This window comes from Pseudomonas sp. CGJS7 (assembly GCF_036961695.1).
In genome coordinates, this window is sequence record NZ_JBAMDI010000073.1 from 1 (window position 1) to 24,773 (window position 24,773).

At 66.3% G+C, this 24,773-nt stretch carries 22 protein-coding genes; 11 read left to right on the forward strand and 11 right to left on the reverse strand.

Going from position 1 to position 24,773, the window contains the following annotated elements:
* Positions 1-57 precede the first annotated feature (57 nt).
* The gene (locus V7787_RS32650) at positions 58-879 is read right to left on the reverse strand and encodes an NYN domain-containing protein (protein ID WP_336091530.1); all 822 of its coding nucleotides are present in this window, start codon (positions 877-879) and stop codon (positions 58-60) included.
* 163 nt (positions 880-1,042) lie between these two features.
* On the opposite strand from V7787_RS32650, the gene tal reads away from it, so the two are divergent.
* The 4 genes from tal to V7787_RS32670 all read left to right on the forward strand — a co-directional run bounded on the left by tal (position 1,043) and on the right by V7787_RS32670 (position 5,362).
* Positions 1,043-1,996 (forward strand): transaldolase, encoded by a 954-nt coding sequence (tal, locus tag V7787_RS32655; protein ID WP_336091531.1) that lies wholly within the window; start codon positions 1,043-1,045, stop codon positions 1,994-1,996.
* Positions 1,997-2,006: 10 nt separating this feature from the next.
* Entirely contained in the window at positions 2,007-3,287 is a 1,281-nt protein-coding gene (locus V7787_RS32660) for an NAD(P)/FAD-dependent oxidoreductase (protein WP_336091533.1), read from the forward strand.
* Between the two features lie 217 nt (positions 3,288-3,504).
* On the forward strand, positions 3,505-4,311 hold the full coding sequence (locus V7787_RS32665; RefSeq protein ID WP_336091534.1) for a phytanoyl-CoA dioxygenase family protein: 807 nt from the start codon (positions 3,505-3,507) through the stop codon (positions 4,309-4,311).
* Positions 4,312-4,564: 253 nt separating this feature from the next.
* Positions 4,565-5,362, forward strand: a complete 798-nt coding sequence (locus tag V7787_RS32670) for a phytanoyl-CoA dioxygenase family protein (RefSeq protein WP_336091535.1) — start codon at positions 4,565-4,567, stop codon at positions 5,360-5,362.
* Between the two features lie 91 nt (positions 5,363-5,453).
* On the opposite strand, the gene V7787_RS32675 is transcribed toward V7787_RS32670, so the two are convergent.
* Together V7787_RS32675 and rpoH are read right to left on the reverse strand one after the other, a co-directional pair.
* A complete protein-coding gene (locus V7787_RS32675; RefSeq protein WP_336091537.1) occupies positions 5,454-5,924 on the reverse strand; it encodes a DUF1203 domain-containing protein in 471 nt (156 codons plus the stop codon).
* Positions 5,925-6,092: 168 nt separating this feature from the next.
* Positions 6,093-6,971: an RNA polymerase sigma factor RpoH gene (rpoH, locus tag V7787_RS32680; protein WP_336091539.1), complete on the reverse strand. Its 879-nt coding sequence runs from the start codon at positions 6,969-6,971 to the stop codon at positions 6,093-6,095.
* An 804-nt stretch (positions 6,972-7,775) separates the two neighbouring features.
* Between rpoH and V7787_RS32685 the strand changes: the two genes are divergently transcribed.
* Both V7787_RS32685 and V7787_RS32690 read left to right on the forward strand, forming a co-directional pair.
* The gene (locus V7787_RS32685) at positions 7,776-10,541 is read left to right on the forward strand and encodes a hypothetical protein (RefSeq protein WP_336091541.1); all 2,766 of its coding nucleotides are present in this window, start codon (positions 7,776-7,778) and stop codon (positions 10,539-10,541) included.
* Between the two features lie 280 nt (positions 10,542-10,821).
* A complete protein-coding gene (locus V7787_RS32690) occupies positions 10,822-13,947 on the forward strand; it encodes a TonB-dependent receptor domain-containing protein (protein WP_336091542.1) in 3,126 nt (1,041 codons plus the stop codon).
* A 91-nt stretch (positions 13,948-14,038) separates the two neighbouring features.
* Here the strand turns inward: V7787_RS32690 and V7787_RS32695 are convergent, their stop codons facing one another.
* From V7787_RS32695 to V7787_RS32705, 3 genes are all read right to left on the reverse strand, one after another.
* Entirely contained in the window at positions 14,039-15,532 is a 1,494-nt protein-coding gene (locus V7787_RS32695) for an XVIPCD domain-containing protein (protein WP_336091543.1), read from the reverse strand.
* A gap of 26 nt (positions 15,533-15,558) precedes the next feature.
* Positions 15,559-16,044: a hypothetical protein gene (locus tag V7787_RS32700; RefSeq protein ID WP_336091544.1), complete on the reverse strand. Its 486-nt coding sequence runs from the start codon at positions 16,042-16,044 to the stop codon at positions 15,559-15,561.
* Positions 16,045-16,228: 184 nt separating this feature from the next.
* A complete protein-coding gene (locus V7787_RS32705; RefSeq protein WP_336091545.1) occupies positions 16,229-16,714 on the reverse strand; it encodes a hypothetical protein in 486 nt (161 codons plus the stop codon).
* A 221-nt stretch (positions 16,715-16,935) separates the two neighbouring features.
* Here V7787_RS32705 and V7787_RS32710 point away from each other — a divergent pair, with 221 nt between their 5' ends.
* Positions 16,936-17,388, forward strand: a complete 453-nt coding sequence (locus tag V7787_RS32710) for a hypothetical protein (protein WP_336091546.1) — start codon at positions 16,936-16,938, stop codon at positions 17,386-17,388.
* Between the two features lies 1 nt (position 17,389).
* On the opposite strand, the gene pdxR is transcribed toward V7787_RS32710, so the two are convergent.
* On the reverse strand, positions 17,390-18,853 hold the full coding sequence (pdxR, locus tag V7787_RS32715; RefSeq protein ID WP_336091547.1) for a MocR-like pyridoxine biosynthesis transcription factor PdxR: 1,464 nt from the start codon (positions 18,851-18,853) through the stop codon (positions 17,390-17,392).
* Between the two features lie 90 nt (positions 18,854-18,943).
* Between pdxR and V7787_RS32720 the strand changes: the two genes are divergently transcribed.
* Genes V7787_RS32720 through V7787_RS32730 form a run of 3 tightly spaced genes read left to right on the forward strand, consistent with a single transcriptional unit; the run spans position 18,944 to position 21,018 of the window.
* On the forward strand, positions 18,944-19,666 hold the full coding sequence (locus tag V7787_RS32720; protein ID WP_336091548.1) for a glutathione binding-like protein: 723 nt from the start codon (positions 18,944-18,946) through the stop codon (positions 19,664-19,666).
* A 40-nt stretch (positions 19,667-19,706) separates the two neighbouring features.
* Positions 19,707-20,513, forward strand: coding sequence for a hypothetical protein (locus V7787_RS32725; protein ID WP_336091549.1), 807 nt, complete (start codon positions 19,707-19,709; stop codon positions 20,511-20,513).
* Positions 20,514-20,544: 31 nt separating this feature from the next.
* A complete protein-coding gene (locus tag V7787_RS32730; protein WP_336091550.1) occupies positions 20,545-21,018 on the forward strand; it encodes a cupin domain-containing protein in 474 nt (157 codons plus the stop codon).
* A 5-nt stretch (positions 21,019-21,023) separates the two neighbouring features.
* On the opposite strand, the gene V7787_RS32735 is transcribed toward V7787_RS32730, so the two are convergent.
* From V7787_RS32735 to V7787_RS32745, 3 genes are all read right to left on the reverse strand, one after another.
* Complete coding sequence (locus V7787_RS32735) at positions 21,024-21,377, reverse strand: ArsR/SmtB family transcription factor (RefSeq protein WP_336091551.1); 354 nt, start codon at positions 21,375-21,377, stop codon at positions 21,024-21,026.
* Positions 21,367-21,825, reverse strand: coding sequence for an SRPBCC family protein (locus V7787_RS32740; protein ID WP_336091552.1), 459 nt, complete (start codon positions 21,823-21,825; stop codon positions 21,367-21,369). Before V7787_RS32740 ends, V7787_RS32735 begins: the two co-directional genes overlap by 11 nt.
* Before the next feature lie 63 nt (positions 21,826-21,888).
* The gene (locus V7787_RS32745) at positions 21,889-22,764 is read right to left on the reverse strand and encodes a helix-turn-helix domain-containing protein (RefSeq protein ID WP_336091554.1); all 876 of its coding nucleotides are present in this window, start codon (positions 22,762-22,764) and stop codon (positions 21,889-21,891) included.
* Between the two features lie 146 nt (positions 22,765-22,910).
* Between V7787_RS32745 and V7787_RS32750 the strand changes: the two genes are divergently transcribed.
* Positions 22,911-23,912 carry an alpha/beta fold hydrolase gene (locus tag V7787_RS32750; RefSeq protein ID WP_336091556.1) on the forward strand — a complete coding sequence of 334 codons (1,002 nt, stop codon included), beginning with the start codon at positions 22,911-22,913 and terminating at the stop codon, positions 23,910-23,912.
* A 223-nt stretch (positions 23,913-24,135) separates the two neighbouring features.
* Here V7787_RS32750 and V7787_RS32755 read toward each other — a convergent pair whose 3' ends face one another.
* Positions 24,136-24,645, reverse strand: a complete 510-nt coding sequence (locus tag V7787_RS32755; protein WP_336091558.1) for a hypothetical protein — start codon at positions 24,643-24,645, stop codon at positions 24,136-24,138.
* Positions 24,646-24,773: the final 128 nt, after the last annotated feature.

Consider the following 24,773-nt stretch of genomic DNA (forward strand, 5'->3'; position numbering starts at 1 on the left):
CCGCGACGCCACAATTACGACCAACCCGCACCAACCGACACCCCATCAGCCGCTCGGTTACGCCTTCGGCTTGACCTTGGGCTTGGCCGCGCCAGCCGCCTTGGCCGCCGCCGGCGCGGCCTGCGCCGCCGGCTTGGCCCCGCTCTTGGCCTTGTCGCGAATCCACACGATCTGATTGTCGCGCCGCGATTCGAACAAGCCGATCGCTTCGATCAGATCGCTGAGCTTGCGATAACCGTAATTGCGCGAATCGAACGAAGCCTGATTGGCGATCTGATGCCCGACCGCGCCCAGATGCGCCCAACCGTCGTCGCCGGCGACCGCTTCCACCGCACGCCGCAGCATCCGCACCAGGCGCGTATCGCTGCGCATTTCCTTGGCGCTGCGCGGCGGCGTAGTCGCCGCTTCGTCGGCCGGCGCGTCTTCGCTGGGCAATTGGCCCAGGCCTTCGACATAAGTGAACTTCGAGCACGCATTGACGAACGGCTCGGGCGTCTTTTTCTCGCCGAAGCCGTACACCTTGACCCCGTCGGTCAGCAGCCGCATCACCAGCGGAGTGAAATCGGCATCGCTGGAAACGATGGCGAACCCGTCCAGGTTGCGCGCGTACAACAAGTCCATGGCGTCGATCACCATCGCCATGTCGGAGGCGTTCTTGCCCTTGCTGTAGGCGAACTGCTGGATCGGCCGGATCGCGTATTCGTGCAGCACCGCTTCCCAGCTCTTGAGCGCGGGGCTTTTCCAGTTGCCGTAGGCGCGGCGCACGTTGGCCACGCCGAAGCGCGCCACCTCGGCCAGGATCACTTCGATCTTCGCCGCCGGCGCGTTGTCGGCGTCGATCAGCAGGGCGATGCGCTTTTCTTCCGTGGCCACGGCCATCCGATCGCTCTCCTCGCGGCCGCCCGGACGCGGGCCGGCCTTGTGCCCCCAGCCTAGCGCAACCGCCGTCGCGGCGCGGGCAGAAGATACGGCCGCTTCATGACGGGCTAACCCGCATCGGCGAGAATGGCCGGGAATCCAACGACGAAACGACGACTCCCCCATGAGCAACCAACTCGAACAACTGCGCGAACTCTCCGCCGTGGTCGCCGACACCGGCGACATCGAAGCCATCGCCCGGTTCCGCCCGCTCGACGCCACCACCAACCCCTCGCTGCTGCTCAAGGCCGCCGGCCTGCCGGCGTACGCGCCGCTGATCGACGCCGCCATCGGCCAGGCCCAGGGCAGCGACCTGTCCGCCCGCGTCGGCGACGCCGGCCTGCGTCTGGCGGTGGCCATCGGCGGCGAAATCCTCAAGCTGATCCCCGGCCGCGTCTCCACCGAAGTCGATGCGCGCCTGAGCTTCGACACCCAGGCCACCCTGGCCCAGGCCCACCGCATCGTCGAGCTGTACGAGCGCGCCGGCATCGGCCGCGACCGCTTGCTGATCAAGGTCGCCTCGACCTGGGAAGGCATCCGCGCCGCCGAGCAGCTCGAACGCGAAGGCATCCACTGCAATCTGACCCTGCTGTTCTCCTTCGCCCAGGCGGTGGCCTGCGCCGAGGCCGGCGTGTACCTGATCTCGCCCTTCGTCGGCCGCATCCTCGACTGGCATCTGGCCAACGGCGCGCCCAAGCCGGCCACGCCGCAGGACGATCCGGGCGTGCAGTCGGTCGCGCGCATCTGGCAGTACTACAAGCGTCACGACTACGGCACCGTGGTGATGGGCGCCAGCTTCCGCAACACCGGGCAGGTGCTGGCGCTGGCCGGTTGCGACCGCCTGACCATCTCGCCCGAGCTGCTCGGCGAACTCGAAGCCACCCAAGGCGACGTGCAACGCGCGCTGCGCGACGGCGGCCAGCGCGCCGAGCCCGAAGCCGCGCTCAGCGAATCGGCGTTCCGCTGGCAGCACAACGAAGACGCGATGGCCACCGACAAACTCGCCGACGGCATCCGCCGCTTCGCCGCCGACCAGCGCAAGCTCGAAGACCAACTCGCACAGCGCCTGAGCGGCTGAGGACATCGCCATGACCGATTCGCGCAAGCACGTCGTCGTGGTGGGCGGTGGCTTCGGCGGTTTGTGGGCGACGCGCGCGCTGGCTTCGGCCGACGTGCGCATCACCCTGATCGACCGCCGCAACCACCATCTGTTCCAACCCTTGCTGTATCAGGTCGCCACCGCCGGCCTGTCGGCGCCGGACATCGCCGCGCCGTTGCGGCATATCCTGCGCAACCAGAACAATGTCGAAGTGCGCCTGGGCGAAGTGGTCGGGATCGACCCGGTCGCGCGCAACGTCTCGCTGAGCGACGGCGATGTCATCGGCTACGACTATCTGCTGCTCGCCAGCGGCGCCACCCACGCTTATTTCGGCCACGACGAATGGGCCGGCGACGCGCCGGGGCTGAAAACCCTCGACGACGCGCTGCATATCCGCCGCCGCGTGCTGATGGCGTTCGAACGCGCCGAAGCGGCCGAAAGCGAGGCCGAACGCAACGCCTGGCTGCATTTCGCCGTGGTCGGCGGCGGCCCGACCGGGGTCGAACTGGCCGGTACGCTCGCCGAGATTTCGCGCAAGACCTTGCGCCGCGAATTCCGCCGGATCGACCCGGCGCAGGCGCGGGTGCGGCTGATCGAGGCCGGGCCGCGGGTGCTGTCGAGCTTTCCCGAATCGCTGTCGGACAAAGCCCGCGAACAACTGCAGCGGCTCGGCGTGGAAGTGGTCACCGGCACCCCGGTCGCCGACATCAACGCCGACGGCTACACCCTCGGCGCGGAATTCGTTCCCGCGCGCACGGTGCTGTGGGCCGCCGGCGTGGCCGCATCCAGACTCGGCGCGCTGCTGGATGCGCCGCGCGACCGCGCCGGCCGGGTCTTGGTCGAACCCGACCTCAGCGTGCCCGGCCATCCGCAGATCTTCGTCGCCGGCGATCTGGCCAGCATCAAACAGGCCAACGGCCAGCCGGTGCCCGGGGTCGCGCCGGGCGCCAAGCAGATGGGCAGCTACGTCGCCCGCGCGATCCGCGCGCGCCTGGACGGACGCACGCTGGCGCCGTTCCGCTACGTCGACTTCGGCAATCTGGCGACCATCGGCCGACGCGCGGCGGTGGTGGATCTGCGCGGCTTCAAATTCTCCGGCTTCCTGGCCTGGGCGTTCTGGCTGGCCGCGCACGTGTTCTTCCTGATCGGCTTCCGCAACCGCTTGATCGTGATGCTCAACTGGTCGTGGGCGTACTTCACTTACCAGCGGCATGCGCGGATCATTTTCGGCGGGCGCGCCAGCGGCGTCGGAGATCCGAAGCGGCCCTGACCGAACACGGGCAAGCGCGCCGCCGCTGGCGGCGGCGTTCGGCAACGGCAGATGAAGGCGCATGGCGAGAGTCATCGAAACGCACTAATCGGCGACCTCGGTCGCCGCTATAGTCCGGCCCGCCTCGAACCCGAACGACGCAGTCGGCCGCAAGGCGGCTGCGTCTGCGAGCGCGCCGCCCGCGAGCGGGCCGCGCCGCCCACGCCCAGGATTGCGCATGCTCAGCGACGCCCAGAAACGACAGTTCGCCGACGACGGCTTCGTCGTCATCGACCCGCAGATCGACCACGCCACCCTGGACGGGGTGATCGAACGCGTCGGCAACGGCTTGCTGGTGCCGGACGGCAAGGAGATTCCGCGCATTCTGGACGCCTGGAAACTCGATCCGGGCGTGCGCGACATCGCCCTGGCGCCGGCGGTGCAGACCATCCTCGCCGAACTGTACGGCCGCAAGACGCGGGCGTTTCAGACTTTGAATTTCCGCGTCGGCACCCAACAGCCGGTGCACTCGGACACCATCCATTTCAACAGCGCCCCCAACGGCTACATGTGCGGCGTGTGGGTGGCCATGGAAGACATCGATCAAGACAACGGCGCGGTGGTGTATTACCCCGGCAGCCACAAGCTGCCGGAAGTGACCATGCCGCAGGTATTCGCCGAACCCGACCTCGGCGCGCGCCGCGCACCGCCGCCGCATGCGCCGTGGTCGTGGATGAGCCTGAAGTGGCGCCTGGCCGGACACGGCCCGATCGTGGCCACCGCCGCGAACTACCCGCTGTACGAGGAATACATCGCGCGCATGGTCGAGCGCCTGCAACTCAAGCCGGCGCTGGCGACGATACGCAAAGGCCAGGCCTTCGTGTGGGCGGCGAACCTGCTGCACGGCGGCTCGCCGCGACACGATCCATCGCGGACCCGGCACAGCCAGGTCAGCCATTACTACTTCGAAGGCACCCGCTATCACCGGCCGGTGTTGAACGAAGACGGCAAGATGCGCTACTTCAAACCCGACTGGATCGTCTGAGCCCGGCGACGCCGGCGTCGCTTCGGCCGCGCGAGCCGCCCCGATCGAGCGCCGACGGATCGCGACGGCGTTCGGCAACGGCAGATAAAGACCTTGCGCGGGCGCCGCCCTAAGCCGCTCCCCGGCCGCGACGATCGCCGCTATAGTCGCGACCGCTTCAGTCCATCCACGACCCGAGCTACCCACCTTGCCGCGGCCCATCGCGCGCGGCGCTTCGCTGCGCGGTCGGCACCGCCCTTGCCAAGGATCCGCCATGCTCAGCGCCACGCAGAAGCAACAGTTCGCCGACGACGGCTATCTGGTCATCGATCCGCAGATCGACAGCGCCACCTTGGACGGCGTGCGCGAACGCATCGGCAACGGTTTGCTGCTCGCCGACGGCGAGGGAAATTCGCGCACCCAGGACGCGTGGAAACTCGATCCGGGCGTACGCGATATCGCCCTGGCGCCAACGGTCGAGGCGATACTCGCCGAACTGCACGGCCGCAAGGCGCGCGCGTTCCAGACGCTGAATTTCCGGGTCGGCACTCAGCAGCCTGTGCACTCGGACACCATCCATTTCAACAGCGATCCGGCCGGTTGCATGTGCGGCGTGTGGGTGGCGCTGGAGGATATCGATGAGAACAACGGCGCGGTGGTGTATTACCCCGGCAGCCACAAATTGCCCGAGGCGCGGATGGCCGAGGTGTTCGCCGAACCCGATCTCGGCGCGCGCCGCGCACCGCCGCCGCAAGGGGCGATGACCTGGGTCAGGCGCCTGGCCGGGCGCAATCCCGTTTTCGCCACCGCCCGCAACTACCCGCTCTATGAGGAATACATCGCGCGCCTGGTCTGCAGGCTCGAATTGAAGCCGGCGCTGGCGACGATACGCAAAGGCCAAGCCTTCATCTGGGCCGCGAACTTGCTGCACGGCGGCTCGATCACGCGCGACCCGCTGCGGACCCGGCACAGCCAGGTCACCCACTATTACTTCGAAGGCGCCCGCTATCACCGGCCGCTGTTGAACGAAGACGGCAAGGTGCGCTACTTCAAGCCCGCCTGGATCGTCTGAATCCGGGCGAGCCTGCGCGGCGCGATCGCCACCTCGCGCGAAGGGCGATGTACCCATCGCCCCAAGCCGTGCCCGCGATCGCGCCGACGGCTTACGCGCGCGCGACCGAGCACAGGAAACAGCCGTAGCGCGCGTTGTGCGCATGGATCTGCGCGACCCGCGCATCGGCGAACAATTCCGCCAACGCCGCATCGGCTTCGCTGCCGTCCAGCGCGCGCGCGGCGAGCATCCAGCCGTCGCTGTCGTAGGCGCGCAGCGACAGGTGGCGGGTGCGCAGCATCGCCGGCAACTGATTGTCCAAGTGCGCCGCGCGCGCGGCGTTCTCGCGCACGTAGATCGGGCCGCTGGCGCGGTACGGGCCGTCGCAGGCGTGGTGCTCGTAGGTCAACAACATCAGCGTCTCGCCGGGCTCGGCTTCGCTCAGCGAAACCCGGCAGGGATAGCCGGTGGGGTTGTCGGCAACGACGCGGCGCATACCGTGCGCGCGCAGTTGGTGGTCGTCGAGCGCGAACAGCGGTGCGAACGCGTCCGGCGCCAGGCCGTCGATTCGGTAGGAAGTCATGGCCAACTCGGGGTTCTCGTGGAAGACGCGGCCAGACTAGGCCGCGCCGCGACCCGGCGATATCCGCTGCTTGCGCTCGGCGTCGACACCGATGTCCGCGCGCGACGCAAAAACGAAACGGCCCGGTTTCCCGGGCCGTTCGATCGCATCGCGTGGTACGTGGCGGAATTACGCCGCGAACAGACCGCGCATCTTCTTCAGCGCGTTGGCCTCGATCTGGCGGATGCGCTCGGCGCTGACGCCGTATTCGTCGGCCAGTTCCTGCAAGGTGATCTTGCTGTCGGCATCGAGCCAGCGGCGCTTGATGATGTCGCGCGAACGCGCATCCAGGCCGGCCATGCCTTCGCGCAGCAGGGCGAGCTGGTTGTCTTCTTCGTCCTCGCGCTCGTAGCTCTGCGAGGGATCTTCCTCGACAGCGCGCAGATACGCGGCGGGCGACGGCGGGGCGTGGTCGTCGTCCTCGTCGGCCGGCGCATCGAAACCGATGTCGCGGCCGGACAGGCGCGATTCCATTTCCAGCACTTCGCGCTCGGAGACGTTGAGGTCCTTGGCGACCTGGCTGACTTCCTCGGCGTTCATCCAACCCAGGCGCTTCTTGCTCTTGCGCAGGTTGAAGAACAGCTTGCGCTGGGCCTTGGTCGTGGCGACCTTGACGATGCGCCAGTTCTTGAGGATGAACTCGTGCATCTCGGCACGGATCCAGTGCACCGCGAAGGAGACCAGGCGCACGCCCTGTTCCGGGTCGAAGCGCTTGACCGCCTTCATCAGGCCGATGTTGCCTTCCTGGATGAGGTCGCCGATCTGCAGGCCGTAGCCGTTGTAGCCGCGGGCCACGTGGACCACGAAGCGCAGGTGGGAGTGAACGAGTTCGCGGGCCGCGTCGAGGTCTTCCCCGTCGCGGAAACGGCGCGCCAGCGCCTGCTCGTCTTCGGCCGTCAGCACCGGGATCTGGTGCACGGCGCCGATGTACGCGTCCAGCGAACCGAGCGCGCTGGGCACAGGCAGGTTGTTGGCGACTAGAGCAGTGGATTGGGCAGTAGCGTTCATGGGATCCATCTTAGCAGTCGGCCTATAGGACTGCTAAAGCAAGGGAGAGTTCCGCTGTGTTGCGGGATTGGAACGTCGGTGCGGCTCGATCGTGACGCGGTCAGGCCTGGCCGTGTCGCGACCGGCGGGGCTTCAGGGCCTCGCCCGAGTAGCCTGCCGCGCCGGGATGAATCAAAAATTATTCATAACTATCAAAGCGTTACTGGTGGCAACGGGGTGCAGGGGGTAGCCGTCGCAGCGTGGCCGTCCTGGGAATACGCGAATCCGCCCCGCTACCGGACGCTGGCTGCGGAGCCAGTTCGACCGCGGGCGCCGGCCAAAGTGCCGGGCGGCGGCGGCCCTGTTCAGCCGGCAGCAGGCTGCCCGGAGGGGGCCGGCGCCTGAGCGGCCCGAGCGGCGGTAGCGGCTGCGGCGACGGGGCATCGAGGCCGCCCAAGGCGCGGCGTTCGCCTGCCCTCGGCTTGGGGCCGATGCGGCTTCCGCCTCGCCCCTTCAGCCGCCGCGGAACTCACCGCAAAGCGGCGCGCCACCTGCGGCCTCGACACCTCCTTTAAGCGATCGATTTTCGACTCGCGATCCCACGCGCGCCGAAACCGCGATCGCTCGACAGTCGATTATCGATTGCACGAAGAAACGTCGAATTTTTTAGTACTCGGCCGCATCGCACCCGCGATTCGAAAAGCACGACGCCGGTGCCATTCATTCGCCGCGAACCCAGGGTTTGCCCCAGTTCACCGCGCCCCGCACCGGCACCAACCTTGACAGCGCTGTCACACGGAATTCGTGAATCAACGCGAGGTCACCATGTCCATCGAAGCCATCAAGTCCCGGCCAGTCGTCAACGCCGCCGCCCAGAACGATCCCAACTATGTTTCGCCGACCCGCGCCGAGTTGGAAGAACTGGCCAAGGAGCTGCACGACGTCGGCGAGAAGAAGCACAAGAAGGACGACTACAACCGGCGTCTGGAATCGTTGGCCAGCGAATTTCTGCCCACGCTCAGCGCCGCCGACCGCGGCCGCTTCATCGGCGTGGTGATGGAAAAAGACAAAGGCGCGCTGGGCTCGTGGCTGCAGAAAGACCGACTGGACGGCCTGGTCGACAAGGGCCGGATCGGCGCGGAAGACCGTCAGCGCGTGCTCGACGCGGTGTCTCACGGCTATGCCGACGACAACATCCCGAAGGACAAAGCCGCCGAGTTCATCGACACCGACAAGCCCTACACCCCGCCGAAAGAACCCGACCGCGGCGACGATAAACCCGCCGAAGCGCCGAAGGACGTGCTCGGCGACGGCTTCAAGGAAGTCGGCAAGGACGACCGCGTCCTTTATCAGGACATCAAGAACGTTTCCTACCCCGGCGAGTACAAGGACGGCTGGCTGCGGTTCGAAACCGAAAAGGGCGACAAGTTCGCGGTCAACCAGAACAACTCGCCCGACGTCTACGCGACCGCCGAGCGCAAGTACCTCGACCTGGGCCAGAAGACCATCGACAACGCGCGCGAACGCGCCGGGCTCGATCCGATCGCCAAGACCGACGTGTTCTCGCTGGAGACCACCGAGGAAGTCGACGGCCACAAGCTCAAGGTCGGCGACGCGGCGATGAAGCTGATGATCGATGAGCTCAAGGGCAAGGACAATCTGTACGACGGCAGCCCGCAAGCCGAATTCCTGCGCATGATCGAAGCGCGCAGCGCGGTCAGCGACGGCAAGTTCATCCATCCGGTCTACGAGAACCGCCACATCAACGTCGGCGGACGCACCAAGACCGAGACCGAGAACCTGCTCAAGCTCGAACCGGCCGACATGAAGGAGATGCTCGACGAGGGCAAGATCAATCAACGCCTGGACGCGTTGATGCGCGATGAGCAGGTCTCCTCGCTCTATCAAAAGAGCCTGAAGGAAGCGATCGGCAAGGTGCCCGAGGAAGAACGCAACAAGATGGCCGACAAACTGGCCAAGACCGTGGAAAGCGCGGACTACGTGCAAGAGATCGGCAAGCTGCCCAAGTGGGACCAGCCGCGCGCGCAGGCCGATGTCGAAGACGCGATCTCGCAGTTGTCCCTGCTCGATCCCGATCGGGCCAAGTCCTCGGGACAGAGATTCGCGGTCAACGCGTTGGCGCGCGACATCGACGCCGGCCTGGCCTCGGATTCGTTCGCCCCGGAAGCCGAAGTCGACGGCGTGGAAGCCGGGCTCGGCGCGGTCACCAATGCGATGGAGAAGGCCAAGCTGCCGTTCGACACCGCTGAAGGCATCAAGGAATTTCTCGACAAGGGCGGCGACGAAGCCAAGCGCGACTTCGCCCACGTCGCCGCGGAACTGCGTAAGGAAGGCTACGCCCCGGAAGACATCGACAAGGCCTTCGCCAACGTCGATTTCGCCAGCGACAAGAAAGACAGCATCCGCAAGCTGGTCGGCCAACTCGATTCCAGCGGCCTGCTGCCGTCGGTCACCGGCGCGATCGGCATCGCCTCGACCGTGCGCGGCCTGGTCAAGGACGGGCTCGGCGAGACGCCGGAAGAAAAGCTCGCCGTGGCCGGCGGCATCATCGGCATGGCCGGCTCGCTGCCCGACGCGGCCAAGCTGCTGTCGAACCTGAGCAAGGGCGTCGACGGTTCGGCGCTGGACCTGCTCGGCGTGGACAAGTCGGTCAAGGACAACATCGGCGTGGACACGCGCTACGGCAACCAGGCGGTGCGCGCGATCGGCGACAACGTCGCCGACGCCAAGATTCCCGCCACCGATGTCGCCAACCAGGACCAGATCCTCAAGGGCCTGGAACAGGCCGCCGGCGACCCGGCCAAGGGCAATCTCTCGCGCATCACCCAGTCCACGCTCAAGGTCTTGTCCGATTATTCCGGCAAGGCCGGCGGCGTGCTCGGCGTGGTCACCGGCGGCATGGACGCGGCCAAGGCGTTCTCCGACGACAGCTCGGCCGCGGAGAAGGCCGAAGCCGTGCTCGGGGTGGTGTCCGGTACGCTGGATCTGGCCCCGGACGTGCTGAAGGCCGGCAGCAAATTCGTTTCCGCGGTCGGCGGCCAGGCCGCCGGCGCGGTCGCCGAACGCGTGGTCGGCGCGATCACCCGCGGGCTAGGCCCGATCGGCATCGCCCTGAGCGTGGTTTCGGAACTGGTGTCGGTGTTCGTCAACAACGCCAAGGACAAGAAGGAAGCCAAGGAACAGTACGAGTGGTTCAAGAAGCTCGGCGACGACGGCGTGACCCACGGCGACTGGAACCTCAAGTACGACTACGCGGTCACCACCCTCAACAGCTTCGGCAACGCCCGCGACTACATCAACAACCTGCGCGAGCTGCGCGGCGCCGACTGGGGCGGGCGGCAAGCGCCGGGCGACCGCAGCATCTTCGATTTCCATCGCGAGGAATTCGCCGATTTCAAAACCAAGTGGGAGAAGAACCGCGGCGCCGACACTTATGTGGAATTCCTCGATCCGGACAAGCGCGATCTGGATTTCAAGCGCGAGAAGGACCACATGGACGAAGTCGATGAGTACATGAAGGCACATCCCACCTACTTCCCCGGCTACAACGATTGGGTGCTGAAGCTGTAGCCGCCGATTGGGGATTCGCGCGCCGCCGATAACGGGTCGGCGCGCTGGCGCGCGCATGCACCGCACTTGCTAATCGATCCGCCCGAATCGCGCAATCGACTGGCCCTGGATCGCTAAAATCGCTTATGCCGTTCGAGCGACTTAACAGAATCAGTAAGATAAGGTGGCCTGTCACATTTTTTTATTGCTTCCCCGCACATCACCCGGTTGCGAGCCGACGCCCACGCGGCGCTAAGTGAACGAGCCGGCCGCCTCGGGCCGGCGCACGACGGGGAACAACATGGTCACCATCACCGACGGGAAGGCGCCGCGGCGCCGTCCCTTGCTCATCGCTATCGCCTTCGCTCTGGCCGCGCCCGCTCTTGCGGTCGCCGGGCCGCAGGATGCGCCGGCAGCTGCCGGCCAAGCCGCCGCGGCGCCGGCCGAACGCGCCGCCACCGAACTCGAAGGCATCCAGGTCACCGCCTCGCGCATTCCGCGCACCGGATTCGACACCCTGGAACCGGCCACGGTGGTCGGCGGCGAGCAAGTGCGCGAGCGCGGTTTCACCAATATCGCCGACGCGCTCAATCAGACCGTCGGCTTCGGCATCGCGCAAACGCCCGAGGGCGGTCAGGCCAACTTCGCCGCCGGCGTCAACTTCGTCAATCGCTTCGGCCTGGGCAGCAACCGCACCTTGACCCTGATCAACGGCCGCCGCGTGGTGACCTCGCGCGCGTTGACCAACTTCGGCTCGTCGGCGGGCGCGCAGGTCGATCTGAACTCGATTCCGGTGCAGATGATCGACCGGGTCGAAAACGTCGCCATCGGCGGCGCGCCGACCTACGGCTCCGACGCGATCGCCGGCGTGGTCAACGTGATCCTCAAGGACCGCTTCCAGGGCGCCGAGGTCAACTTCAACTACGGCATCAGCGACCAAAGCGACAACCAGAACCTGGGCTACAGCTTCGTCGCCGGCTCTGATTTCGCCGACGGCCGCGGCAACGTCATGTTCAGCGGCTCCTACGACGATTCCGAGGGCCTGGTGCGTTCGGACCGCACCGATTTCGCCCGCGCCTATGCATTCCCGGCCAATCCCAACGCCGCGCAAATGGCGGCCAATCAGCCCGGCCGCAATCCAGCCACCGATGGGCGGGTGAATCCGAATATTCCCTTCGACACCGGCCCGGCCGACGGCATCCCCGGCGCTGTGCTGATCCGCGATGCGCGCACCTTCACCAACACCTTCGGCGGCCTGATCCTGCCGGCCAGCGGCGCGATCACCTCAACCGGCGGCGCCTTGATCGGTTTCGGCCCGAACAAACGCACGTATCTGCAGTTCGCGCCCAACGGCGACATCGTGCCTTACGACCCGGGCGTGAACTTCGGCACCGCCACCGCGTCCGGCGGCCAGGGCCTCAACACCGCCGACATCACCGCGTTGCTGACCAGCCTGCAGCGCGAATCGGCCAACGTGATCGCCCACTACGACGTCGCCGACAACGTGCGATTGTTCGTGGAAGGCATGCACTACCACTCCGAAGCCAACCCGCCGGTCGATATCGGCAGCACCAGCAACACCACCGCCGGCACCCGCCTCAACAGCGCGCTGCTGGTGTCGTCCACGCATCCGCTGCTCAACGCGCAAGCGCGCCAGCAGTTGTCGGCGCTGAACATCGGCAGCTTCCGCCTGGCCCGCACCTCGGCCGATCTGGGCCTGACCCCGGACCGGGTGGAAACCGACATCGACCGCATCGTGGTCGGCGCGCGCGGCGATTTCGGCCTGGGTTCGCGTTCGTTCGATTGGGAAGTCTCGGCCAACTACGGGCGCATGCAGGCCACCGTCTCCTCGACCGCGCTCAACCAGCAGAACTTCATCAACGCCATCAACGTGCGCAACGTCGGCGGCACCCTGGTCTGCGATCCGAGCGCGCGCAACGCGGTGTATCTGGCCTCGGCCGGCGCCAACTCCGAGCCGATCGCCGATCCCAACTGCGTGCCGCTGGATCTGTTCGGCCAGGGCCGGCCCTCGCAGGCGGCGATCGACTACGTCACCGACCGCGCGTCCACCGACTTCGAACAGAAGCAGAAGGTGTTCAGCGCCTTCATCAACGGCAACGTCGCCGACTTGTGGAGCGGCCCGCTCAACGTCGCCCTGGGTTACGAGTACCGGCTCGAAGAAGGCGGCTTCACCCCGAACGACTTCACCCGGCGCGGACTCGGCCGCGCGGTGGCGATTCCGCCGCTCAACGGCAAGTACCACACCAACGAGTACTACGCCGAAGCGCTGCTGCCGCTGGTGTCGCCCGACGCCGACATTCCCGGCCTGCACCGGCTCGACATCACCGGCAAATTCCGCCGCGTCGACAACAGCGTCAACGGCGGCTTCAACGCCTACACCTACGGCCTGCAATGGGAACCGATCGCCGGCCTGTTGATCCGCGGCAACAAGACCCGCTCGCTGCGCGCGCCGGTGATCACCGAATTGTTCCTGCCGCAGGTGGAGTTGTTCCAGGCCACCTCCGACCCCTGCGACCGCCGCAACGTCACCGCCGGCCCCGACCCGGCGGTGCGTGCGCGCAACTGCGCGGCGTTCTACCAGCAGTACGGCCTGAACCCGGTGGATTTCCAGCAGAACAGCGCCAACGCCCGCGGCGCGCGCCAGGGCGAGCCGAACCTGGACAACGAATCGGCCGACTCCTGGACCGCCGGCATCGTCTGGCAGCCCGAGTTCATCCGCGGCCTGCGCCTGGCGGTGGACTACAACGAGGTCAAGCTCAAGGACCAGATCTTCGCCCAGTCGATCAACGACGTGCTGTCGGCCTGCTACGACAATCCCGACTTCAACGCCGCCAACGTCAACAACGCCAACTACTACTGCCAACAGGTGCGGCGCAGCGCCGACGGCCAGTTCGACATCGTCGGCGTACGTTACCGCAACGGCGATTTCATGCATTTCCAGGGCATCACCGGCGAGCTGAGCTACCGCTGGGACGCAGGCGATTGGGGCAAGTTCGATTTCACCGCCAACGCCTTGATCGTCAAGCGCTTCGAGAGCTCGACCACCGGCGTGTCGGTGGACGACGACCTGGGCGAAATCGGCATGGCCGAGCGGCAGTATCAGTTCGGCGTGGACTATCAGAAGAACGCGCTGGGCCTGAACCTGCAGGCGCGCTATCTGAGCTCGTCGGTGTTCGACAACGAGAACACGGTGGAGACCCGCGACATCCTGCGCGTGCCGTCGTACTGGCTGCTCAGCGCGGGCGCCAATTATCGTTTCGGCGATAACGTGATCGTGCGCTTCAACGTGCAGAACCTGCTCGACAAGGATCCGCCGCTGGGTACGACGCCGAGCGAGGTCGGTATCGGCACTTACGACATCCTTGGGCGGCGGTATGGGCTTAGCGTGACGTATCGGTTCAACTGAGTCTGGCGTTGGCACCAGCCTCCCTCGAGGGGGGCTGGTGTGTCGACCTTCGGGCGAAATCCGCAGGAGGTCTTTGCCGCACGCCAGCTCGTTAAACTCTCGGCCCCTTCGGCGTCGGGTCGTCCGGCGTCTGCGTGGACGGTTGTTGCGCCGCGCTCGGTGTTTGCGACTGCTGTTGGGCCAGCGTGGAATGAACCTGCTGCGAGGCTTGCGCCAAGCTCGTGGCGCTGTCTTGCGCGCCAGGCAGCAAGGCCAGTTTTGCGGTCGGGTTGCCCAACTCGCCTTGACCGGCGATCAGGCCGCTGCGGTCGTTGTTGAAGACGACGAAATCGATTCGGTCCAAGCGCTCGTTCTGGCCGCCTTGCGGGCGCTGCGCGCCTGCGAGGCTGGCGTAAGCCAGGTTGGCGGCGGATTGCTGCAGGCGTTCGCCCGTCAACGCGCCGGCCGGGATGTTCGGTGAGCGCTCGATCGCGGTCAGCGCTTGCTGGAAGCGTTCGTGGCCTGGGTGATTGCGGTCGGTTATGGAGAGCGCGCCGGGAGGCGAAGGTGCCGGCGGCTGCGGCTCAGCCTGAGCGGGTTGCGCTGGCGCCGGTTGTACTGGTGCGCCTTGCGCGGGTGCGGGCGCGCCTTGTTGCTGCGTCTGCACGCGCGCCGCCGGGCCGATATTGAACTCGGCGAAACTGCCGTCGCGGACCAGGCGGTTGAGGTTGACTGTGATTTCCGGGTTGTCCGTGGTCCAGCCTGCACCGATGTTCTGGTTTCCCTCTTGGGCAAACTGGTTATGGCCGTAAGGATTGCGCAACGTGATCAGAGCCTCGTTGGTTCGCGGATCGCGTGACAAGCCCACCACCATATAGGCATGACTTTGCTCAAGGCCATCGCGAACGTCCCGTCCCTGTGTCGCCATCGATACCGACCGATTTGCCGCCAATGCCTGTTCTACCTCAGCGTAAGCCGTATCCAGTTGCACCCTGGCACCATGTAAGGGCGCGCGGTAAGGAGGCGGCTCGGAGCGTTGGACATGATCGGGACCGGTGGGCCGCATCGGAGGGGCATCGGGATTGATGATGCGTAGATTGCGGCCTGATTCTCCGGTCAAGGCATACATGCCGTCGGCCAGGCCACCGCCACCTGTCGAATCGCCGATCGTGCGGTAGCCTCGACCCAGATTGACTTGTCCCTGCGCATCACGGCCGTACAGTTCTGCGAACCCGGCTTCGATCACGGTAGGCCACAAGGGACCATCTCCCCTGCGATTATTGTCTACCGTTCCGCCACCGCCCCTATCGATGTTCCGGCGAATATCCTCTTGCGACACAACAATCGATTCCCTGATCGGGTCGGTCCGCCCTTGACTACGCTCCTGCGTGCTCGGTGGGCGATAGAGCGCTACAGTGAACTCTCCGGTCTCGGCATTGAAGCTGATCGCATCTCGAATGCGATCAGGCTGCTGCTCGCCGAGCGAGCCCATCGGCGCGAGAAAATAGCAGTTGTAGATGTCGTCCTGACGGATATCCGCCGCATGCGGAAGGCTATCGGCTCCATATAGATTTTTGTCTGTGTACTGTCGTTCTTCCCTGGCCATAACGTTTCCCTGTCGCAATGCGTTCGTTAGTTCTTCGTCGCGGGCGCGAGTTCCAAATAGCCTGCCATGCGGCGCTCATCTGTGCCGGGCAGAAAATCGCGAGTCAAGACGAAGACCAGATAGCGCGGCGAGCTACCGCCGAATTTCCACACCAGCATCATGTAACTATCGTCGTCATACCAGCCATCTGTCTGCATCACGCCACCTAGCGTCTGAGTGACGTAGCTACGCGCCCTGGAGCCGACGCCCGCCCCTGCAGTGTCTCCGGACCGGGTCAAGACGAAACGCTGCCCCACCACCCGATACTCATGCTTCAGATATTGCTCGACCCATTGCAGCATCGCCGCTTTTGCTCGCTGCTGCTCTTGTGCAGGGGACACGGTGCCCAGCGGCTCAGGCGTCGCCGACTCTTGCCAGTCTTTGAGTGTACTGTTCGCAGGCTCGATGGTTTTGCAGCTCGCCAGCGCGCAGCAGATCAGGACCAGCGAGGCCGCGAGAGGGCGAAATTTCATGGCGAATCTCCTTTTGCCGAATTCGATCAGTTTAGACCGGACCTGTCGCGCGCGCCCATGTGTTTTGGTCCGGTGTCGCCCCAACGGATATCAGCGGCAGAGGGCGACCGTCCGCCCCCTAAAAGCCTGCCGTTGGGCGTTGCCGCTCCTTTGCCACATCGATCTCATATCCAGGCCGTTTTCGTCAACGTTTAGTCGAGGGCAAAAGTTCAAAATAGCCGATTAAGGCGCGCTCACGCGTGCCAGGTAAGAAATCATTGGTGATCGCAAAAGCGACATAGCGCGGCGGTCCACCGCCAAACTCCCACAGAAACATCATGTAATTATCATCGTCGAACCAGCCATCGGTCTTCATTGTCCCACCCAGGGTCTGCGTGACAAATTGGTGCGCCTTAGAGCCGATCCACGCGAAGTTGGTGTCCCCGGGAGCGGCCAAGACGAAACGTCGATCAACTACCCGATATTCATGCTTCAGATACCGCTCGACCCACCGCACCATCTCCGCTTTTGCGCGTCGCTGTTCGTGCGCGGGCGACACGCTGTCATAGGGTTCAGGCGTCGCGCGCTCCTGCATATCCTTGAGCATGCTGTTAGCTGGATCGATGGTTTTGCAACTCATCAGCGCGCAGGACACCACGATGACCAAGAGCGCGAGGGGGCGGAATTTCATGGCGGGTCTCCTTTTGCCAAGCGTGGCCAGTGTAGGCCGACCGAACCAAACTCCAAAGAATGGACTCTGCCAGCGCTGCCACATACGGTTTGCACCATTTCTTTCAATGTCTTTTCGCTACCTTTTCTGCTTCAAATCTATGCCATCCGATCGGCGAGGCATTCCATCCGCACCACTGCTAATCTCATAGCCGACACCTCATTAGCACGTCCAACCGCCCCATGCTCCAACGCCAACTCCAACAAGACCGCAGCGGCTGCGGCCTAGCCTGCGTCGCGATGCTGGCCGGAATCGGCTACGCCCAGGCACGCACGTTGGCACGCGCACTCGACATCGGCCCCAAGCCGTATCGCCACCGCGTCGGCGCGGGCGTACGCAGCGCGCCCGATGGCTACTTCACCGATGCGCGGCAACTGCGACGCATGTTGCGCGTGCTCGGCTTAGCCGCCGGTGCCGAACGCACGGTGTCGGATTGGCGCGAATGCGACGGCGACGGCATCGTCGCGATCAATCACGATCCAAGCAACGACCGCTGGCATTGGGACGTACATCTGCGCGATGCCGGCAGCGCCTGCGTGCTCGACCCGAACGCACGCGTGCGCAGCGAACGCCGCACCGACTTCGGCCGGATGCGCCCGGTGCGTTTCATCCCGGTGAGCGGCGCGCGCCGCTGACTCAGCGCGCGCCCAATTCGGCCAGCGAAGCAGCGAAGCGGCGCAGGGCGATGCGGATTTCGTCGGCGTCGATCACGCCATAGCCGAAGGTGATCCCCGGGCGCTCCGACGTGGTCATCGCGTATTCGGCGATCGACTGCGCGCCGGGCACATGCCGTTGCAGGCGCGCGAAGATCGCCGGCGCCAGTTCCGGGTCGCGGATGTGCGCGGCCATGTGCAGTCCGGCTTCGCACGGAATCGGTTGCAGCCACGGCGCCAGCGGGCCGCGCAGGCCTTCCATCAAGGCCTCGCGGCGCTCCTGGTAGATCGCGCGCATGCGCCGCACGTGTCGGGCCAGGTGGCCGTCGCGGATGAACGCGGCCAGCACCGATTGGGTGATGGTGTCGCTGTGCGAGTCGGCGCAGTGCTTGACCGAGATCAAGGCATCGCGCGCCCACGCCGGCGCGACGATGAAGCCCTTGCGCAGCGAGGGAAACAGACTCTTGGAGAAGGTGCCGACGTAGAACACCAGTCCGTCGCGGTCCAGTGTCTGCAAGGCGTCCAGCGGCCGGCCGCCGAAACGGAATTCGCCGTCGTAGTCGTCTTCGATCACGATCGCGTTGCGTTGGCGGGCGAAGTCCAGCAGCGCGCGGCGCCGGCGCATCGACAGCGCCACGCCGGTCGGCGACTGGTGCGAGGGCGTCACGCTGATCACCCGCACGTCGTCGGGCAACGCGTCCACGCACAGGCCTTCTTCGTCGACCGGCATCGGCGCCAGCCGCGCGCCGGCCGCGGCGAAGGCGGCGCGCACCGGCGGGTAGCCGGGCTCTTCCACCGCGACCCGGGTCTGGCCCGGCGTCACCAACAAGCGCGCGAGCAGATCGAAGGCTTGCTGCGCGCCGGAGGTGACGATCACATCGTCGGCCACGCACGCCACCGCGCGGGCGAAGGCGACGTGCTGGGCGATGGCCTCGCGCAATTCGGCGATGCCTTCCGACGGCGGGTAACTGAAGCGGGTCTTCGACCAGGTGCGCAGCGACTGCGCCGACAGCCGCCGCCAGATGTCGTGCGGGAAATGGCGATGGTCGGGGATGCCCAGACGGAAGCAGCGCTCGGGCAGTTGCCGCGGCGCTTCCGGGCGCAGGAACGGGGTGCGCCACATCGGATTCAAGCGGGTGTCTTCGGGGCCGGCGGACAGCGGCTTCGGGCCGCGCCGGTCGCGGCGCGCGGCGACGTCGGCGACCACGGCCTTGGCGCCCTGGCGCGGGACCACATAGCCCTCGGCGATCAACAGGTCGTAAGCGCTCACCACGGTGTTGCGGGCGATGCCCAGCGCGGCGGCGGCCTGGCGGGTGGCCGGCAGCGCCGAACCCGCGGCGAGGCGGCCGTCGAGGATCGCCGAACGCAGTTGCTGGTGCAGCTCCTGGGCCAGATTGCCCTGGCCGCGTTCGGGCAGGGCCAGCGGAAACTGGAAAACTGGTTCCATCGAATCTCCCCGCTCTGGCCCGATCAGGGCGCCAGAGTACTCCTATGCTGGGCCCATGAAAGCAGCGGCCGACGCCGCCCGGAGCCCGCCATGACCGATCCGACCTCCACCGCCGCGGCCATCGACCTCTATTACGCCGCCACCCCCAACGGCCTGAAGCTCAGGCTGTACCTGGAAGAGACCGGCATCGCCCACCGCGTGGTGCCGGTGCGGCTGTCGGCCGGCGACCAGCTCAAGCCCGAGTTCCTGGCGATTTCGCCCAACAACAAAATCCCGGCGATCGTCGACCACGCACCGGCCGACGGCGGCGAGCCGGTCAGCGTGTTCGAGTCCGGCGCGATCCTGCTGTACCTGGCGCGCAAAACCGGCCTGCTGTGGCCGCGCGCCGAACGCGCCCAATGGGAAGCCACCCAATGGCTGTTCTGGCAGATGGCCGGGCTCGGCCCGATGGCCGGGCAGGCCGGACACTTCCGCGCCCATGCGCCCGAAGCGGTGGCTTACGCGATCGAGCGCTACACCCGCGAAGTCCAGCGCTTGTTCGGCGTGCTCGACCGCCAATTGCGCGGACGCGAGTTCATCGTAGGCGACGAATACTCCATCGCCGATGTCGCCTGTTATCCGTGGATCTGGGTGCACACCGGCCTGGGCCAGAACCTCGCCGACACGCCCGATCTGCAAAGTTGGTTCGAACGTATCAGCGCACGTCCGGCGACCCAGCGCGTCTACGCGGGCATCGAAGATCCGTATGCGAAGGCGCCGAAGTTCAGCGAGGCCGAACGCAAAGTGCTGTTCGGTCAGAACCCGAAATCCTGAGCCCCGCCGCCACGCCCAGCCAACCTCGATGAGGTCCGCCATGCCCTGCCCGATCTGCGAAACCTGCGGCACCCAGTTCGCCGACACCGCCGCGCCGCCCGCGCACTGCCCGATCTGCGAAGACGAACGCCAATACGTCGGCTGGAACGGCCAACGCTGGACCACCCACGAATCGCTGGCGCAACGCTACGCGCTCAAGCTGGAAGACGACGCCGGCGTGCTCGGCATCGGCCTGACCCCGGATTTCGCGATCAACCAGCGCATGGCCTATCTGCAAACCGGCGCCGGCAATCTGCTGTGGGAAAGCCTGGCCCTGGTCACCGACGAAGCGGTGGCCGCGTTGCAGGCGCGCGGCGGCGTGGACTTCATCGCCATCTCGCATCCGCATTTCTACGCGGCGATGATCGAATGGAGCCAGGCGCTGGGCGGCGTGCCGATCTACCTGCATGAGGCCGATCGACAATGGGTGCAGCGTCCCTCGCCGCTGATCCGCTATTGGAGCGGCGACGAACTCAAACTGTCCGATGACGTGGCCCTGATCCGCTGCGGCGGCCACTTCACCGGCAGCACCGCGCTGCATTGGCGCCGCGGCGGCGAGCGCGGCGACGCGCTGTTCCCGGGCGATGCGTTGCAGGTGGTCTCCGACCGCCGCCACGTCACCTTCATGTACAGCTACCCCAACTACATCCCGATGAAGCCGGCCGATGTGCGGGCGATGCGCGAGCGGGTGGCGCGCTACGGGTTCGAAGACGTGTACGGCTACACCTGGGCCCGCAACATCGTCGGCGGCGGCCGCGAGGCGGTCGACGCCTCGTTTGAGCGTTACTTCGCCGCGATCGCGGATTGAACCGTCGTCGTCCTGCGTCGGGAGCACCGTCATGAGCCATGAACCGCGAGCCCTGCTCGATTACCTGCCCGCGCGCATCGGCGCCAGCGCCGATCTGCCGTGGATTCCTTCGTCCACGCCCGGCAAGTACGCCAAGCCCTTGCGCTTTCTCGCCGACGACCGCGGCTTCGTCGAACTGCTGCGGATGGACCCCGGCCTGACCATGCCGCTGCATCGCCACACCGGCGAAATCCACGCCTACAACCTCAGCGGCACCCGCCAGCTGTGCACGGGCGAACTGATCGGCCCCGGCGATTACGTGTTCGAACCGGCCGGCAACGTGGACTGGTGGAAGATCGTCGGCGACGAACCGATGATCGCGCTGGTGGTGGTGATGGGCGCGGTCGAGTTCCTCGGCCCCGGCGGCACGGTGCGCCTGCGCGCCACCGCGCAGACCCAGCGCGCGGACTACGAGCGCTATTGCCGCGAACAGCGCCGGCCGATTCTGGATCTGACCGACCGCTGATCCGCTCAGCCTTCCACGAACGCCTGCAGGCGCAACAAGGCCTGATCCCAGTGCTGGGCGATGCGTTCCAGCGACTGCCGCGCCTGATCGAGTTGCGACGGCTCGAACTCCCACAGGCGCTCGCGCCCGCTTTTCAGGTCGCGCACCAGTCCGGCTTCGGCCAGCACCTGCAAGTGCTTGGTCACCGCCTGCCGGCTGATCTGGGTGCCGGCGGTGAGCTGGGCGATCGACAGCGCGCCGCCGGCGCACAGCGCCATCATCAGGCGCAGACGGGTTTCATCGCCGAGCGCACCGAACACCCGCGCCGATTTGCGCAGCGCCGGGGCCTTGAGCGGGGCCGGAGCGGGCTTATTCGACATAGCGCTGGATGTTGAGGATCTGCTGATCCCAGCCGTCGGAGTTCATCCGGAACGCTTCTTCGCGGCGCGCGGCGGGGACTTTGTCGAAGCCCGATTCGATCACCCGCAACAAGGTGCCGCCTTCGACCTCTTCCAGAATGAACTCGACCAGGGTCGGCTCTTCCTGCGAATAGTCCTTGTCCGGATCGACCGCGTAGGGATGCCAGTGGAACGACAGCAACCGCTGCGGCTCCAGCCGCTGCACGACGAACTTCGCCAACAGATGCTCGTAACCCGGGTAGGTGATGTGGCCTTGGGTGGTCTGCCCGGGAACGAAGCGCTGGCCCTGGAATTTCACCCCGAACCATTCGCCGAAGGATTCGGCGTCGGCCAGCGCGTTCCAGACTTTGGCGCGCGGCGCCTTGAGCAGGATTTCGCGTTCGATGCGATCGGTGCTGGATGCGTTCATGATAGGCAACCTCCTGGGTGCACTTCATCCTGCCCGGATAAAATGCAACCGTAAAGTTGCCTGTTAAGCGGAGGCCGGGACGGCGGCGTCTTGCGCGGCCAGTTCGCGGCACAGTTGGGCGGTGGCTTCGTCCATCGGGAAACAGCACTCCACGTGCAGCTCATCCAGGGTGATGTCGCGCGGGGTGCCGAAGGTGGTGATGGTCGAGAAGAAGCGCAGCTCGCTGTCGCCGTGGCGCAGGATCGTCGGCAGCAGCGGCGAAGGCGCGGTGTCGAACTGGCGCCGGCGCCAGTGCGCGGGCACGCCGGGATAGGCCAGCGCCTCGGCCAGCAGATTGCGCGCCACCGTGTCCGACGGCGCCGCGGCGACCGCGTTGTGCAGATGGCGGATCAGCTCGCCGGCGATTTCTTCCCAGTTGGCCACCGCCGGACGCAGGTCCTCGGGGTCGAAGATCTGCCGGATCATATTGCTGTGCCGGTTGGGCCGGCCGTCCATGACGAAGCGGTTGACCCGCACCGCCGCTTGATTGGCCATCACCACGTCCCAATGCCGATTGAGCAGGAACGCCGGGTACGGCTCCTGCTGCTTGAGCACGAACTCGATCGCGCGGCGGATCTGCGCCAGTTCCGGGGTGGCCAACGCGGTTTCCGGGTACATCGGCGCGAAGCCCGCCGCGACCAGCAAGGCGTTGCGCTCGCGCAGCGGCATCTCCAGCGCGTCGGCCAGGCGCGCGATCATTTCGCGGCTGGCGTGCGACTTGCCGGTTTCCAGATAGCTCAGATGCCGCGCCGACACGCCGGCGTCCAGGGCCAGATCGAGCTGGCTCAGCCGCCGCGCCGAGCGCCATTCGCGCAGCAATGCGCCGACGCCGACGTCGCGGGCCGATGAGCGCGCGGCCGGAGCCTTGAGCGCGGAAGACAAAGAGTGGGCAGGAGTCATGCCGCGCATCATAGAAGCGGCGCGGAGCCGAAACCATGACCTCGCAGGTCATGCAGATTGCACCTGCCGCGTCATTGAGCCCATGACCCGAAGCGCGAATCATCGCCTCCCATCGAAACGCCCCGCCGGGGCTCAGGAGACACCTCATGAATCGCAGGACTTTCATCCATCTGGGCTTGGGCGCGGTCGGCGCGAGCTTGCTCGGCGGTTGCGCCGTCGGCTTGACCGGCGCCTCGGCCGGTGGCGGCGGCGCGGCCGGCGCCGGCGCCAAGGGCGCGTGGGACGCCGCGGCCTTCCATGCCGCGCGCCGCTTCGTGCCGACCTCCTTCGGCGAGATCGCCTATGTCGAACGCGGCAGCGGCCCGGTCGCGCTGCTGCTGCACGGGTTCCCGCTCAATGGCTTCCAATGGCGCGGGGTGATGGCCGAACTGGCGCCGCACCGCCGCTGCATCGCCCCGGACTGGCTGGGCCTGGGCTACACCCGCGTCGCCGAAGGCCAGAGCGTGGCGCCGGACGCGCAGGTCGGCATGCTGATCGCGTTTCTGGACAAGCTCGGCATCGACCAGGTCGATGTGATCGCCAACGACAGCGGCGGCCAGGCCGCGCAGTTGCTGGTGGCCGCGCACCCCGAGCGGGTGCGCAGCCTGCTGCTGACCAACTGCGATACCGAAATCGACAGCCCGCCGCCGGCGGTGTTGCCGGTGATCGAAGCCGCGCGCCGCGGCCGCTTCGCCCTGGACACCTTCCCGCCGCAGCTGGCCGACCACGAATTCGCGCGTTCGGACAAAGGCATCGGCGTGCTGTGCTTCACCTATCCGCAGCACCCCAGCGATGAGGCCATCGAGACCTACTTCCGTCCGCTGGTGGAATCGCCGCAACGGGTTCGTTTGACCGACGCCTATGCGATCGGCCTGGACCCCAACCCCTTGGCCGGCGTGGCCGCCACGCTCAAGCAGCGCGATCTGCCGGTGCGGATCCTGTGGGGCACCGGCGATACGATCTTCACCCCGGCCGCGCCGGAGTACCTGGACAAGCTGTTCCCGAACTCGCGCGGCGTGCGCAAGATCGAAGGCGCCAAGCTGTTCTTCCCGGAAGAGTTTCCGCAGGAGATCGCGGCCGAGGCGTTGAAGCTTTGGAGCGGCGCTTGAGGTAACGAACGCTTGCGCCGCCGCACGGTGATCGCGCCAACCCAGACGGCATAGCGATGCCATGACAAGTGTCAGCGAATAGCGCCGGTTTTGCCCGCGCTATTCGTTTGTGGCGAGTGCGCTGCCGCAACGGAAACCGCCGCGCGCAGGCTTGCGCTGCGCGATGCCGGACACACGAACATCGACCGCAGCATTGCCGCTTTCGAAACGCGTCGCCCTCTAATCATTTAGTCGAATGCTTGCGCGCCTTGGGCTCCGGGGGCGGCGGCGGGCCGCCGTAGAGGCGCTCGTAACTGGCTTCAAGTACGCCGCGCGGCAGCGGCGTCGCTTGCCCAAGCAACGCATGCACCGAAGCCAGCGTCCGCGCATACGCGCGTTCGTTCTCGCCCAGATAGAGCAGATTCTCCATTCCCACCGTGTCCCCGGGTTCGCGCAAGAACGCAGCGTAGTAGCCGCCCGCGCGCATCCGCGTACCGCAGCAACCGCCGCGGTAATACCGCACCGTGGCAGGCGGCGCCTCGCCGCGAACGCGCGACAACACCCGGACCTTGCTGACGACCTCGCGCGCCACCATGTTCGTACCGCGCGGACGGTCCGATTCGCTTTCGAGCAAAACGAACGTATAAATCCGGTTCGCTTCGCGCATGCCGGTCTCGCTCAATGGCGGAATGCATTCGCAGGCATGCGCCTGCAACCATCCGCCTCCGGCAAGTATCAATACCAACAGCTTCATCGATTGCCGCATGCCGTTACGCTCCCCGATCGCCGACGCGGACGGGGTCTGCCCCTCTGGGTTCCCCCTGCCCCGGATCCGCATGTTCACACACGCCACCCCGCCTGACGCTAGCCTCAACGGCAGAT